Source organism: Brevefilum fermentans (genome assembly GCF_900184705.1).
Taxonomy (GTDB): Bacteria; Chloroflexota; Anaerolineae; order Anaerolineales; family Anaerolineaceae; genus Brevifilum; species Brevifilum fermentans.
The window spans coordinates 235,815-249,536 of the sequence record NZ_LT859958.1; the positions used below are offsets into that span (position 1 = coordinate 235,815).

At 54.9% G+C, this 13,722-nt stretch carries 17 protein-coding genes; 6 read left to right on the forward strand and 11 right to left on the reverse strand.

The features are described from left to right. Window positions 1-169: 169 nt before the first annotated feature. The 6 genes from CFX1CAM_RS01015 (at window position 170) to CFX1CAM_RS01040 (ending at window position 5,945) form a co-directional block, all read left to right on the forward strand. Window positions 170-1,471 carry a hydroxymethylglutaryl-CoA reductase, degradative gene (locus tag CFX1CAM_RS01015; RefSeq protein ID WP_087861220.1) on the forward strand — a complete coding sequence of 434 codons (1,302 nt, stop codon included), beginning with the start codon at window positions 170-172 and terminating at the stop codon, window positions 1,469-1,471. Further along, complete coding sequence (locus CFX1CAM_RS01020; RefSeq protein WP_231940994.1) at window positions 1,461-2,552, forward strand: hydroxymethylglutaryl-CoA synthase; 1,092 nt, start codon at window positions 1,461-1,463, stop codon at window positions 2,550-2,552. The genes CFX1CAM_RS01015 and CFX1CAM_RS01020 overlap by 11 nt, the downstream gene beginning before the upstream one ends. Before the next feature lie 7 nt (window positions 2,553-2,559). Continuing rightward, entirely contained in the window at window positions 2,560-3,732 is a 1,173-nt protein-coding gene (locus CFX1CAM_RS01025) for a thiolase C-terminal domain-containing protein (RefSeq protein ID WP_087861222.1), read from the forward strand. 145 nt (window positions 3,733-3,877) lie between these two features. Beyond that, complete coding sequence (gene galE, locus CFX1CAM_RS01030; RefSeq protein ID WP_087861223.1) at window positions 3,878-4,888, forward strand: UDP-glucose 4-epimerase GalE; 1,011 nt, start codon at window positions 3,878-3,880, stop codon at window positions 4,886-4,888. Between the two features lie 203 nt (window positions 4,889-5,091). Continuing rightward, window positions 5,092-5,409 (forward strand): hypothetical protein, encoded by a 318-nt coding sequence (locus CFX1CAM_RS01035; RefSeq protein ID WP_087861224.1) that lies wholly within the window; start codon window positions 5,092-5,094, stop codon window positions 5,407-5,409. A 50-nt stretch (window positions 5,410-5,459) separates the two neighbouring features. Beyond that, a complete protein-coding gene (locus CFX1CAM_RS01040; RefSeq protein ID WP_087861225.1) occupies window positions 5,460-5,945 on the forward strand; it encodes a hypothetical protein in 486 nt (161 codons plus the stop codon). 3 nt (window positions 5,946-5,948) lie between these two features. Here CFX1CAM_RS01040 and CFX1CAM_RS01045 read toward each other — a convergent pair whose 3' ends face one another. The 11 genes from CFX1CAM_RS01045 to CFX1CAM_RS01095 form a co-directional block, all read right to left on the reverse strand. After that, window positions 5,949-6,143 carry a hypothetical protein gene (locus CFX1CAM_RS01045; RefSeq protein WP_087861226.1) on the reverse strand — a complete coding sequence of 65 codons (195 nt, stop codon included), beginning with the start codon at window positions 6,141-6,143 and terminating at the stop codon, window positions 5,949-5,951. Between the two features lie 2 nt (window positions 6,144-6,145). Further along, window positions 6,146-6,457 (reverse strand): GH3 family domain-containing protein, encoded by a 312-nt coding sequence (locus CFX1CAM_RS01050; RefSeq protein WP_087861227.1) that lies wholly within the window; start codon window positions 6,455-6,457, stop codon window positions 6,146-6,148. Window positions 6,458-6,463: 6 nt separating this feature from the next. Then, window positions 6,464-7,867 (reverse strand): lipopolysaccharide biosynthesis protein, encoded by a 1,404-nt coding sequence (locus tag CFX1CAM_RS01055; RefSeq protein ID WP_087861228.1) that lies wholly within the window; start codon window positions 7,865-7,867, stop codon window positions 6,464-6,466. Further along, a complete protein-coding gene (locus CFX1CAM_RS01060) occupies window positions 7,864-8,844 on the reverse strand; it encodes a GDP-mannose 4,6-dehydratase (protein ID WP_087861229.1) in 981 nt (326 codons plus the stop codon). The genes CFX1CAM_RS01055 and CFX1CAM_RS01060 overlap by 4 nt, the downstream gene beginning before the upstream one ends. Continuing rightward, window positions 8,844-10,163 (reverse strand): nucleotide sugar dehydrogenase, encoded by a 1,320-nt coding sequence (locus tag CFX1CAM_RS01065; RefSeq protein WP_087861230.1) that lies wholly within the window; start codon window positions 10,161-10,163, stop codon window positions 8,844-8,846. Before CFX1CAM_RS01065 ends, CFX1CAM_RS01060 begins: the two co-directional genes overlap by 1 nt. Window positions 10,164-10,234: 71 nt before the next feature. Continuing rightward, window positions 10,235-10,894, reverse strand: coding sequence for a uracil-DNA glycosylase (locus CFX1CAM_RS01070; RefSeq protein WP_087861231.1), 660 nt, complete (start codon window positions 10,892-10,894; stop codon window positions 10,235-10,237). Between the two features lie 36 nt (window positions 10,895-10,930). Beyond that, window positions 10,931-11,449: a ribosomal protein S18-alanine N-acetyltransferase gene (gene rimI / locus CFX1CAM_RS01075; protein WP_087861232.1), complete on the reverse strand. Its 519-nt coding sequence runs from the start codon at window positions 11,447-11,449 to the stop codon at window positions 10,931-10,933. 1 nt (window position 11,450) lies between these two features. Continuing rightward, window positions 11,451-12,119 (reverse strand): tRNA (adenosine(37)-N6)-threonylcarbamoyltransferase complex dimerization subunit type 1 TsaB, encoded by a 669-nt coding sequence (tsaB, locus tag CFX1CAM_RS01080; protein WP_087861233.1) that lies wholly within the window; start codon window positions 12,117-12,119, stop codon window positions 11,451-11,453. Then, window positions 12,119-12,616: a tRNA (adenosine(37)-N6)-threonylcarbamoyltransferase complex ATPase subunit type 1 TsaE gene (gene tsaE / locus CFX1CAM_RS01085; protein ID WP_087861234.1), complete on the reverse strand. Its 498-nt coding sequence runs from the start codon at window positions 12,614-12,616 to the stop codon at window positions 12,119-12,121. Before tsaE ends, tsaB begins: the two co-directional genes overlap by 1 nt. Before the next feature lie 45 nt (window positions 12,617-12,661). Beyond that, window positions 12,662-12,898: a DUF951 domain-containing protein gene (locus CFX1CAM_RS01090; RefSeq protein WP_087861235.1), complete on the reverse strand. Its 237-nt coding sequence runs from the start codon at window positions 12,896-12,898 to the stop codon at window positions 12,662-12,664. Between the two features lie 109 nt (window positions 12,899-13,007). Continuing rightward, the gene (locus CFX1CAM_RS01095) at window positions 13,008-13,691 is read right to left on the reverse strand and encodes a lysophospholipid acyltransferase family protein (RefSeq protein ID WP_087861236.1); all 684 of its coding nucleotides are present in this window, start codon (window positions 13,689-13,691) and stop codon (window positions 13,008-13,010) included. Window positions 13,692-13,722 lie beyond the last annotated feature (31 nt).

Sequence of the window (13,722 nt, forward strand, 5' to 3'; positions counted from 1 at the left end):
AGCGGGCTCATTTTACCCCAAAAGGGGGGCTGTGTTCTGAAGGCAGGCGAGAATCTGATAGCTTTTGGGAGCCCTTTGCCAGTATATTCCATTAAGTGAATTTATTGTTGATCAATTACCACATCGGGTATGATCATTTCTGATACAACGAACCATGGAGGTCGGGCAGATGACCGCAAACACGGCACATGAAGAAAAATTTTACAACCTGACACCTGCAGAACGCCTGGCACGCATAACCGATCAGTACCGGCTTTCAGCAGAGGATGGGGCAGTATTGAGCGGAGAGCAGGGCCTTTCACTTGAATCTGCAAATCACATGATCGAAAATGTGATTGGCACCTTCAGCCTGCCGCTGGGAATAGCCCGCAATTTTCTGATCAACGGTCGCGAGGTTCCCGTGCCAATGGTCGTGGAGGAGCCTTCCATCGTCGCTGGCGCTTCTTTCATGGCGAAATTGGCGCGCGGCACGGGCGGTTTTTTTGCCCACGCAGATGCAGCCGAGATGATTGGGCAAATCCAGGTTTTGGACCTGGACGACCCATCCACTGCCCGACTGGCGCTGCTGGATAACAAAGAAATGCTGCTGGCAGAAGCTGCGCGGGTTGATCCCGTGCTGATTAAACTGGGCGGCGGACCGCGTGACCTGGAGGTGAGGTTGATCCAGGATTCGCCCATCGGGGAATTTGTGGTGGTGCACCTGGTTTACGATGTGGTGGACGCCATGGGCGCTAACGCGGTCAACACAGCCGTGGAACGCCTGGCGCCGATTATTGAGCGCATCACCGGGGGCAGGGTCCTTCTACGCATTCTCAGCAACCTGGCTGATCGACGTTTAGCGCGCGCCCGGGTGACCATCAACACCGCAGACCTGACTTTTGGAGAGTTTAGCGGAGAAACCGTGCGCGATGGAATCGTCCAGGCTTGGGCGTTTGCTGCTGCCGACCCTTACCGTGCTGCAACACATAACAAGGGCATTATGAATGGCATCGACTCGGTGCTGATTGCAACCGGGAACGATTGGCGCGCTGTGGAAGCCGGTGCGCACGCGTTTGCCGCCCGGGGTGGGCGCTATACCAGCCTTTCGACCTGGAGCCAGGATGAGACCGGAAACCTGGAGGGGTCACTTGAGATGCCGATGGCTGTTGGCACGGTGGGCGGCGCCACTCGCGTTCACCCAGCGGCTCAGGCCTGCCTGCGCTTAATGGGAATTAAATCGGCTGCCGACCTGGCTGAGGTGCTGGTTTCGGTCGGCTTGGCACAGAACTTGGCTGCTTTGCGGGCACTGGCGACAGAGGGCATCCAGCGTGGGCACATGACCCTGCATGCACGCCAGGTAGCGGTTGCCGCCGGCGCACAGCCCGAACAGATCGATGCCCTGGTCGAACGCTTGATTGCTGATAAAATCATCCGTATTGATCATGCGATAGCAATTTTGGAAGATTGGAATGGAGGAGACCGTGGACAATAATGAGCATTTGTCAGCGCAGCAGGGAGGAGTGGCTCAAATCCCATCCCGCCCCGTAGGCATTGCCGGTTATGGGGTTTATATTCCGCGGTACCGCTTGCCCGGCACCGAGGTCTCGCGAATTTGGCTTGGCGAGCCCTCACCCGGCCCGGTTAAAGAGAAAGCCGTGGCGGGGCTCGACGAAGATGTGGTCACCATGTCGATTGAGGCCGCGCGCAATGCCCTGGCACGGGCGGCAATCGATCCCGAGGAACTGCGAGCGGTGTGGGTGGGCTCGGAATCTCATCCTTATGCGGTTAAACCCTCTGGCACGATTGTGGCAGAGGCGATTGGTGCACCGGTTCACGTCCAGGCCGGGGATTTTGAGTTCGCTTGCAAGGCTGGAACAGAGGCGATGGTGGCTGCCATGGCCCTGGTTGGTTCGCACATGGCGGATTACGCTCTGGCGATCGGCATGGATACCGCCCAGGCTAAACCCGGTGACGCGCTGGAATACACCGCTGCATCGGGTGGAGCGGCTTATATCATCGGTCCGGCTGAAAACGCCCTGGCATCAATTGACGCTCATTATTCTTTCGTGACCGATACTCCGGATTTCTGGCGGCGGGAACACCAAATCTACCCCGAACATGGTCAGCGGTTTACCGGTGAGCCGGCTTATTTTAATCACATCATCTCAGCTTCGCGAACCTTGCTGGATCAAATGGGTCTCACGGCAGCCGATTTCAAATATGCGGTCTTCCATCAACCCAACACAAAATTTCCCCAACGGGTCAGCAAACAGCTTGGCTTTACGCCGGAGCAGATCAAAGAGGGGCTGCTCTCACCGGTGATTGGAAACACCTACGCCGGGTCGGGTATGGTTGGGCTGACCGCCATACTGGATATTGCTGAGCCGGGCGATCGCATCCTGATGACGACCTACGGTTCGGGCGCCGGGTCGGACGCTTTTGTGATCACTGCCCTGGAAGCGCTATTAGAACGACGGAATGCTGCGCCCAGCACCCAGACTTATATTGCCCGCCGCACACAGATCGATTACGCTACCTATGCCCGCATGCGCGGGAAGATTGCCATGAGATGAGGGTGCCATGGATAAACGCCCATCAGATGTAATTGTGGCTGGCATCAGCCAGACACCGGTCGGTGAGTTTTGGGATCAATCGATCCGCCAGTTGGGAATCGAGGCGATCCTTGATGCCCGCAAGGATGCAGGCGGTTTGGTGCCCGAGGTGTTGTATGTCGGCAATCTGCTGGCAGTCTCTGCCTCTCGTCAGGCAAACCTGGGCACCCTGCTGGCTGAGAACGCTGGTCTGCGCGGGATAGAGGGGGTCACTGTGGAAGCAGCCGACGCTTCAGGCGGGGCAGCCTTGCGGCTGGCTTACCTGGCTGTGCGTTCAGGCGCTGTGAATACAGCCATGGCGCTGGGCGTGGAAAAATTCACCGATGTGATTGGCGGGGCATCGGAAGCCATGCTTGCCCACATGCTGGATGCTGATTACGAAGCGGCTGAAGGGTTGACCCCGGTCGGACTGGCAGCGCTTTTATTTAAGCGTTACCTGCTTGAGTATGAGGTCGATCGCGATGCCCTGGCAGGCTTCCCGGAAACCGCCCATGACAATGCTTCGGTCAATCCAAATGCCATGTTCAAGTATCCGATGCGCCCGGGCGTTTACCAGCAAGCTATTGTTTCCGAGGATTTTACCTTGTATGACGTGGCGCCCTATGCGGATGGGGCAGCGGCAGTCCTGCTCACCCGCGAGGATTGCCTGCCCGTGGGTTGGGACCAACCGCGGGTCAGGCTGATTGGATCCAGCCTGGTTACGGATACGCTTTCTATTCATGACCGCCATCATCCGCTGGAATGGGATGCAGCCCGTTTAAGCGTTGAACGCGCCTGCCGTGCAGCAGGCATCATGCCCCGGGATGTAGATTTTTTTGAAGTCCACGACGCCACCACCCTGCATACCGTTCTTTCTCTCGAGGCAGCGGGGTTTGCTTCGCAGGGACAGGGTTGGATGTTGGGCAAGCCTGAGACGATCGGACTGGGCGGTCAGATCCCGATAACCACTTTTGGTGGCTTAAAGGCACGCGGAAATCCGATCGGTGCAGCCGGGATTTACCAGGCGGTGGAAGCCACGCTGCAATTGCGCGGGCAGGCGGGTACAAACCAGGTGCAGGGTGCCAAACTGGGCTTGATCCAGTGCCTGGGCGGGATGGCTTCTACAGCAGCAGTGCATGTTTTAGCAGCGGATAACGGTTAGTCGGTAGTTGGATGGCAGAAGGAAGACAGGTTTTCGATCGATGGGAGTCTTCCTGTAAGAATTCACCTTCAGACTTTAAATCCCTGATCTTATTTCAATGATACAATCTACAAACGATGATGACCACGATTCAGGAGGACATTCCATGAAGGTTTTGATCACTGGCGGGGCAGGCTACATCGGCAGCACAATTTGTTCGGCGCTGCTGGATCACGGGCATACCCCGGTTATCCTCGATTCCCTGGTCACCGGTCAGCTCGCTTTCACCCGTGGACGCATCTTCTACCATGGCGACATCGCTGACCAGGACCTGGTGCGGCAGGTTTTTAAGGACCATCCAGACATCACTGCAACGATCCACTGTGCCGCCCTGATCGTGGTGCCTGAATCTGTGTCAAAACCCTACGAGTATTACCAGGAAAACGTGGTCAAGTCGATGGATTTCTTTTTCCAGTTAGCGACTCTGGGTTACCCGCGGGTGGTGTTCAGCTCATCAGCAGCAATTTATGATGTAGTGCCCGGTTTCATGGTCACGGAGTCGTCTCCGCTTAATCCCATTAGCCCTTATTCGCGCACCAAGTACATGATGGAGATGATCCTCAAAGATTTTTGCCACGCCTACGGGCTGAAGGGTATTGCCCTGCGTTATTTCAACCCGATTGGTGCAGACCCGCACATGCGCACGGGTCTGCACATCAAAGAGCCCAGTCACATCCTCGGGCGGTTGGTGGCAGTGGCGCGGGGAGAGGCACCGGAGTTCCAAATCACAGGCACGGACTGGCCCACCCGCGATGGCACTGGCATCCGCGATTATATCCACGTGTGGAACCTGGCTCTGGCGCACATCAAGGCGGTTGAACGTTTTGATGCGGTTATTGAGGCGGATGCGAGCCTCGAGAATCCCTATGCGGTGATCAACCTGGGAACCGGTCGGGGCGTTACTGTGCGCGAGATGGTGAAGGCTTTTGAGCATGTTCTCGGCCGCGAAATTCCCAAGGTGGAAATGCCGCCGCGTCCCGGCGATGTGGCCGGCTCCTATGCCAACGCGGATAAAGCCCTGTCACTGCTGGGCTGGTCGGCTGAACAGTCGATCGAAGCAGGGATAGCCGACGCGCTTAAATGGGGTGAAATACGCGACCAGATTTTGGGGTGGTGAAGGGGGCAACATAAAGGTTGCGGCGTTGAGTCATCTCCTAAAAGCGTATTCACGATGATCGTGTTTGGAGCGGAACGCCAGAAGCACAGCGAAAAGGTCTGAAGAAAAGCGAGCGAGATCAGGGTTCATAATTTAATTTCTCATCGAATGCGAGAAAAAATCGTCTATAATATAATCAACCACAAGACAAAGGAACGCATTAGATGAGCATTTTCGATTTAATCTTTGGTCATCCCGCCATTCGAGCACTATCCGATGAGCAGAAAAAAGAAGTCAACCTGCTGCTGGTTGAGCTGGTAAAAATCGGTCGCCTGGACGATTACCTTTCGACCAGCCCGGGCGGACATTTTGATATCCGCTGCCATCACACCGGGGCGCGCAGGATCGGGATGAAATTGAACCAGATCGGCGGTTTGGAGCTGATGCAGGCTGCCAGGGCGCATGTTAAACGTAAACTGAAAATGGTGATGGCAGAGCACCTTGATTATTGCTGGCAGGGTATTGGAGATTGGAAAGCCTGAACATCTAAGAAATTCAGCAACACTTTTGTCTTTAATAAAAGGAATGTACGATGAACGACCACCCCGACTTCCAGGAAGAGCAAACGCCGCGCCCCCCGCATTATGACGAGATAACTGAAGAACAATACGAAAAAGAAGACCAAAAACCTGCCGAAAAGGCTCACCAGGATCCCTTGAGCGCCATTACCTGGGCGCTGATTCTGATCTGGGCTGGCCTGGTCTTCCTGGCTTCGAACCTGGGCTGGCTGGACAGATTCCAGCCGCAATTCAACCTGCCGGGAGAGATCGAATTTTTGGGCTTGCGAACCTGGTCGGTCATCGCCCTGGGCGCCGGCATCATCCTCTTATTTGAGGCGATCATCCGCACGATTGTGCCTGCTTACCGCCGTTCTACCGGCGGAAGTTATTTCCTGGCAGCCATCTTGCTGGCGATCGGGCTGAATGCGATCTTCGGCTGGCAACTCATTTGGCCCCTTGTGTTGATCGGTATGGGTCTGGCTGCCCTGGCTAACGCTTTTTTCCATAGGCGCAAATAAGGTTTAAAACAGGTCCGGATCCAGATTTTTAAGCAGCCGCCAGGTATGCAGCAGGGGAGTATGCCAGCGTTCGCGCCCGGTACAGCGAAAATACGGGATTTGGTAGGCGCGCACCAGGTCGCCGATTTTGTAGCGCGCCAGTATGGGGGTAAAAACGATCAAACTGCCGGTTTCACCCGGTTCCATTTCGTACAGCATTTTCACACCGTGGCGGTCATGGGGATGAACTTGGTCTCGTCTTTGGTTATGCCGTGGGTGATCGCCCAGCCCAGGGCGGTTTCGTGTAGTAAAAGTTCGTTTTCGCCCGCCCTGACGCGTTCGATGCGGGGCTTATAATCGTCATAGGTTGAAACGGGGAATTTCGCCCGGTAATCCGCGCTGCTGCTGACGGTGCTGGCGCCAAATTTTACACTATATGCGGTTTGAGCGTAGATTCTCAGCGGACTTTGCAGCACAACTTCCTGGGCTGCTGGCGGATTTTCCAGTGATGCCTGCCAGGGCTGCCCCGCCAACCCACCCTACTGGTGCCGGATCTCCGCCAAGCCTTTCCAGACTAAAATGCTCACCGTGACCACGAAATATGCGCTTAACAGGGCTGCTTCCGACAGGTAGCCCAGCACCGGCACGATCAAAAATGCCAGCCCGATCTTGCCCAACATGGCGAGAAAGCTGACTCTTAAGGGCAATTCTGCCCTGCCAAAAGCCAGCAGCAGGGAACGGTCCCAGTAGAAGGTATTGGCGATTCCATAACCGACCATCAGCACCATTAACACCGCAAAAGCTGGTGCATACGCTTCTTTGTAGATATAAATGGTGCGTCCAAACAGCATCCAGGGCGAAAAAAGCAGTTGCCGCCCTAACAGCAACAACCCGGCAGCCACAGTCCCCGTCCAGGCGCCTGAGACGGTGGTGACACGGATGAGCAATTGCTTGAGCCGGTTCCATTCGCGGCGGGCAACGTGTCGGGTGATCTCCGGAAAGGTGGTGCTGATGAAAGGTGTGATCGGCATCACCACCAGGTTGATCACGGCCTGTGCAACCTTAAAATAGCCGGCTACCGAGGTATCGAAGAAATAGCTCACCCACAGCACCTCGCTATCGCGCGCCAGGGTGGTGACCATACCGCTGAAGTTGGAATTGACAGCAAAGCTTAACATCTCTTTGCGCTCTGGCAGGTTGCCGCGCAAGGTAGTTCGCCACCAGCCCTTCCCCAGGTGTTTGGGTAGCCAGTACAGGGCAACAAAAACCGGGCCGAGCCCCAGGATCGTCTTACCCGCCAGGTATACCAGCATGACGGCAAACACACCCCCTTTCACGAGGAATACCAGGGCGAACAAGCCGATGGTGACCAGGCTCTGGATAAAATTGATCAGCGCCAGTGATTTGAAGTGACCGGTCACCTGCAGCGCGCCGGTGGCGGTTTCGGTGATCATATTGCTGAGGATCGTGATCCCGTAAATGATGAACAACGGCTGAACGGCGAGGTCCTTGGCGAAGGTCAGTGCGCCCCAGCGAGACAGGATGAGCAATACCAGGTATGCCAGAAGCGAGGTGGAGAGTTCTGCCAGACCGCCCACTTTGATTATCGCTGAGGCGTGTTTGCGCTTGTCCTCAGCCAAAAATCCCCCCATGTAGCGGACCACAAAATCACCCATCCGGAAGGACAGCAGGCGGTTGATATTGGTGACAAAGCTGATCACCACCCCCAATTCACCAAAGCTCGCCACACCCAGAAGATTGGCAGCCAGGACGCTGAGCACAGCGCTGATGGCCTGGCTGGCAAATAAATAGGCTGAATTGCTGACAACCTTTTTGAAGATGGCGTCCTTGCCCCAGAATTTAATTCTGGAAAACAGCTTTTCGTCCTCTTCCCGGGTCTGCTGTGGATCGTTTTCTGTGTTTTGTTCCTTGTGAAGGCTCATGGGGTTTCGACCTGGCTGACCCAATCTCGTTCTGCCATGTACCAGTCCACCAGGCGAGTGACGCCTTCTTCAAGGTTCACCTGCGGCTCCCAACCGAGGAGCGCTTTGGCTGTTGTGACATCGGCCTGGTTGGTGTGCACATCGGCGCGGTGAAAAGCTTCGTATTTGATCCGGGCGCGCTTGCCGAGGAGCTCTTCCAGCATGTGAATCAGGTGATTGATCGTGATCACCTCATGTCCGCCCAGGTTGATCACCGCATAACCGAGGGGTTTCAGCGCCTGGATTGTGCCGCGGGCGATATCGTCCAGGTAGGTGAAGCCGCGCGACTGCTCGCCATCGCCGTTGACGATCACCGGTCGGTCCTCGGCGATCCACTGGCAGAAACGAAACATGACCATATCCGGCCGCCCGGCAGGACCGTAGACGGTGAAATAGCGCAAAACCGTGACGTCAATGCCATACAGGTGGTGATAGGCAAAGGCCATTGCTTCAGCGCCCTTTTTGCTGGCGGCATAGGGCTGCAGGGGGTGATCGGTATCATCCGTTTCCTTAAATGGCGGATCGGATTTTTCAGCGTACAGGCTGGAGGTCGAGGCAAGAATAAACTTCTCGACAGGGTACTGGCGGCATAGCTCCAGAAGGTTGAGGGTGCCGGTCAGGTTGGTATCCACGTACACCCAGGGGTCTGTCAGGCTGGAGCGCACCCCGGCGCGAGCAGCCAGGTTGATCACCCCGTCCACTTTTTCAGGCAGCCAGGGTTTTAGGGACTCGATGATGAACCGATCAGCAATATCCTCCTTCAGAAAGTGAAAATTCGACCGGGTCATCAGCTTTTTTAAGCGGTATTCTTTCAGGCGGACGTCGTAGGCGTCATTCAGATTGTCAACGCCGTACACCTGGTGACCGGAATCAGTCAGCAATTCCGCCACACGGTAAGCAATAAAACCCGCGACTCCCGAAATCAAATAGTTAGCCATTAGAGCCTGACGACCTTGGGGTGATCTTTCCCCTGATTTCCCAGGGCATTGCGGGTGTCAACAATCAACTTTGCCCTGGCGAGGATGGCACCGTAATCGTACTGTGCGTGATTGGTGATGATAGCCACACAATCGGCATGCTCAACCGCTTGCATCAGGTCGGGTACGGAAGAAAGCGACAGCCCTTCCTCCTCAAGATGCGGGATATAGGGATCGTGATAAATCACATCAGCGCCTTTTTCCTGTAAAAGGTGGATTACATCCAGGGCAGGCGACTCGCGCAGGTCATCGACATTCGGTTTATAAGCAGCACCCAGGATCAACACCTGGCTGCCGTTGATGGGCTTTTTATGGAGGTTCAGGGCGTCCTGAATCTTTCCCAGGGTATAGCGGGGCATGCTGGTATTGATCTCAGAGGCAAGCTCGATAAAGCGGGCGGTGTAGTTTAACGAGCGGAGCTTCCACGACAGGTACAGCGGATCAACCGGGATGCAGTGACCACCCAGACCGGGTCCGGGGGTGAATTTCATAAAACCAAAGGGCTTGGTGGCGGCGGCATCGATCACCTCCCACACATCAATTTTGAGGCGGTCGCACATGATCGCCAGTTCATTGACCATGCCGATGTTGATCATGCGGAAGGTGTTTTCAAGCAGTTTGGTCATCTCGGCTACTTCACAGGTTGAAACCGGCACAATGGTCTCGAGGGCCTGGCTGTACCAGGCTGTAGCCACTTCCGTGCAGTCTGGAGAGATGCCGCCGATAACCTTGGGGGTGTTGATGGTTGTCCAATCATCCCGACCGGGGTCAACCCGTTCCGGGGAAAATGCCAGGAAAAAATCTTCGCACACCGAAAGTCCGCTGGTCGACTCAATAGCAGGCAGAATCATCTCGCGGGTTGTGCCCGGGTAGGTGCTGGATTCCAGCACCACTGCCATGCCCTGATGCATGTGGGGAGCCAGGGACCTGGAAGCCGAAACAATAAAGGAAAGGTCCGGGTCGCCAGTTTTGCGCAAGGGCGTGGGAACACAAATTGATACGGCATCGACCTGGCTTAAAATGGCATAATCGTTACTGGCGGAAAGCAAACCCGCATCAACCAGCGCTTTGACGCGTTCGGAGCTTACGTCGAGAATATAGCTCTCCCCCCGGTTGATGGTCTCCACTTTCTCGACGTCCGGGTCCACGCCTACTACGGTGAACCCGGCTTCGGCGAACACCACAGCCAGGGGCAGCCCCACATAACCGATGCCTACCACGCCCACGCGGGCGCTTCGGTCACGGAATTTTTGGATTAAGTTTTCTTTGATCGTTCCCATGGGATGAACCCTTTTTTATAATAGAATTCGAAAGATTATTTTATCACAGACCCTGGCGGCAGCACGTCTTTCTAAAATAAACTCAACTGTTCTGGCTGATCGTTGCCCGCCGGATCATCACCGGGAAGGTCTAGGTTGGCGTCCTGAGACACGGTGCTGGTTTGGCGGGCAGCCTGTGCTTTTTTCATTAGACTGGGTAATTTTGCAAAATCTTCTTTGACCACGTTGCGTAGGGATGGCTGATGCAAGGCGGCTGCCGGGTGATACATGGCCACCACCATGCGTCCACGGGACCAAAAATCGCGGCCATGAATGAGGCTGATCTTTCCCTTGTCGATAAAATAGTTCATCGATACCCGCCCAAGGGTGACGATCACATCCGGGTTGATCGCTGAAATCTGACGTTCAAGGTAGAATTTGCAGGCATTCAGTTCTTCCGGTTCAGGGTCGCGATTGCCAGGCGGGCGGCATTTGACCACGTTGGTAATAAACACTTCTTCGCGTTTGAACCCCGCATCGCCCAGGAGTTCATCTAAAAAATTTCCGGCTGCGCCTACAAAGGGTCGCCCCTGTTCGTTTTCGTAAAAACCGGGTCCCTCGCCAATAAACATGATCCGCGAATGGGGGTTTCCCTCCCCGGGAACTGCATTCTTGCGGGAAAGATGCAACGGGCAGCGGGTGCAAACCCGGGTTTGCTGTGCGATTTCATCTAAAATTTCTTCGGGCGTCAAAACACACCTCCAGCGTATTGAATAACACACTCAATATTATCGGTTATCCACCAGTTCGGCAAGTATTTCAGGCACCAGTGGGTTTAAAGTCATCAAAAGTGCATCTTCGCCGGCATCCTGATAATATCCTTTGCGGACGCCAACCACAGCAAAGCCAAATTTATTGTAAAGATGAAGGGCGTCCTGGTTACAGGCTCTGACCTCCAGCAGTGCGTGGGTTGCGCCCAACCGGGTTGCTTCCAGTAACACTTTTGCCAGCAATCGCCGGGCGATGGAACGCCCGCGGTACTCCGGGTGAACTGCCAGCGTTCCGATATGGGCTTCATCGAGGATCAGCCAGACGATCACATTCGCGACAACCCTTGGTGGATGGGGTTCTTCAATCCATTCTGCGACCCAGCACAAAGTTCCCTGGTTTTGTGCAAGGGCTTTAATAAAATCTTTTTCAGCCCAGGGTGTGAGGAAAGAGGCTTGCTCGATAGCGCTAATCGGACTTAAATCCGCCGCGGTCATTGGGCGTAGACGGATGTACCCCTCATCGGTTTTCGATCTCATATTATCCAGGAATGGCGGACGTTGTGCTCAGATAGGTCGGCGCCAGGCTTGCAGGGTCGTCAGTATCGCCAGCCTGCAGGCGTGCCCATCCCAGGGCTGCCAGGAAACCTGCCCGACGCAAACAACGTTCAGGCGGGAGCAGGCACGCGTTTTTCCAACGGCGCCCAATGATGGCGCGGGCTTCTGCTGATAATTCGCCACAGATCAACGTGGGCGATTCAATGGTTTTAACCAGGTCCCTGGCATCCAGCACCACAGGCTCGCCCTGTGCAACCCACTCACCGCCAACGACATGGTAGGTGCCACAGGCTAATCGCTGGCGCCCGGCATGTAAAACAGCGACCATTGGACGCTCATCGAGGGGCTGTGCTTTGGCAATGACATCCAGTGAAGGGATACCCACAAGCGGGATGTTAACCGCCAACGCCATGCCCTTAATAAATGAGACGCCAATTCGTAAACTGGTGAAGGAGCCTGGTCCCGTCGCCACAGCCAGACCGGTCAGCTCGCTTGGTTTGATGCCGGTGGATTTGATCATGCGCTCAAGCGCCGGCGCAAGCTCAACAGTGTGATGATGTTGAGTTTCCCAGGTGACTTCATACCGTAAAAATGTGCCATCAAACAATGCCAGGCTGATCCATGAAGTTGATGTATCAAGGGCGAATAACACTAGAACACTCCATAAACTTTGCGGCGCAAATTAAAAACCATTGATTCATATCGCGCTCCTCGGGGAGAAAACAGCATGGTGCGGTTTTCGAGGGCTGTCGCTTCAAGTTGAACCCACAGGTGTTCGGCAGGAAGCGCGGCTTGGATCCGTTCAGCCCATTCAATCACAAGGATGCCCTGGGCGAGCATTCGGTCAAGATCCAGGATTTGGGCGTCTTGTGCGCTTTCCAAACGGTATGCATCCAGGTGGAAGAGCCGTTCCTGGTCGGGACGCCGGTATTCGTTTACGATCACATAAGACGGGCTTGTGACCGGATCAAGCGTGCCCCAACCGTCACCGATGCCCTGGACGAGGGTGGTTTTTCCAGAACCCAGCTTGCCTGCCAGGCAGATGACATCACCCAGCCTGAGATATCCGCCCAGGTGGATACCCAACCGCCGGGTCTGCTCGGCGCTGTAGCTAAAAAATTCAAAGCTCAAGTCATCTAAGATAGGCATAAGGATTAAACAGTATCATATCAGATTCGTGTTCAATGAACAACCTCAGTGTTCTTTGCCTGGAGCGCCAGGTTGGTCCTGGTCCTGGGCGGAATCAGCGCTGTAGAGGATTTTTTTAAGCCGGTTTTTGAGCGCCCTCCGCTCAAGCATGACCCGTCGCCCACAGGTGAGACATTCGATGCCAATATCGGCGCCGAGGCGCACCACGCGCCATTCGTACCCGCCGCAGGGATGCGGTTTACGCAGGCGTAAGATATCGCCAAGACCCAGTTCAGTCAGCATGATTGGATTATACCATCCAGACGGGCAGGGTTTTTAAATCTCTCGACGATTTTTGGTACGCAACGCTTAGGGTTGATGTCCAGTTCCTGGTTTGGAAGCGTTCCCAGTCTTATTCAGGAATTTCTGCAGCTTCAGCCAGCAATTCCTGTAATCTGGGGTGGTTTGCATAAAAACCGCGGTATTCAGGTGGCAGCAGCATGGCGATCCGGCACATGATTTCATCGGTGTTTTGGGCTAACCAGGCCTGGCGGTTCTCGCGATCAAAATCGGGCAGGTGGTATGGATAACCTACACGAATTGTCACCGTTGGGCGACGGAACTTCATCCATTCATTGTAGACGCGCTCTGTGCCGACGATGCCAATGGGTAAAATTGGAACTGAAGCTTTGGCAGCCAGCATCGCGGCACCCTGTTTGCCTTCAAGCATGCCCACACCCTCATGACTGCGGGTGCCCTCCGGGGCAATGCCAACCACACGTCCTTTTCGAAGCCAGTTAAGAACCTCGCGCAAAGCTGAAAAGTCGGTTGTTTCCCGATCCATCCAGACGATGTCGCCAATTTTTTCCAGGACCCACCTGAAGAAAGGCTTTTTCTGGTATTTTTTAGCGACAATTGCCACCTTATCCATGCGTTGAGGAACGGCTATCAAAAAGGGCACATCCAGGCGGCTGATGTGATTGGTGGTCATCATCACTCCGCCTTGTGGAGGAATGCGCTCCCCATTGATGATTTGAAAGTGGGTTATTTTGTTGATCAAAAAGATGATCAGTTTGAATAAAGGTTTCTCAGGCATGGTGATTAATTTCCTCTATACGATCGTTAAC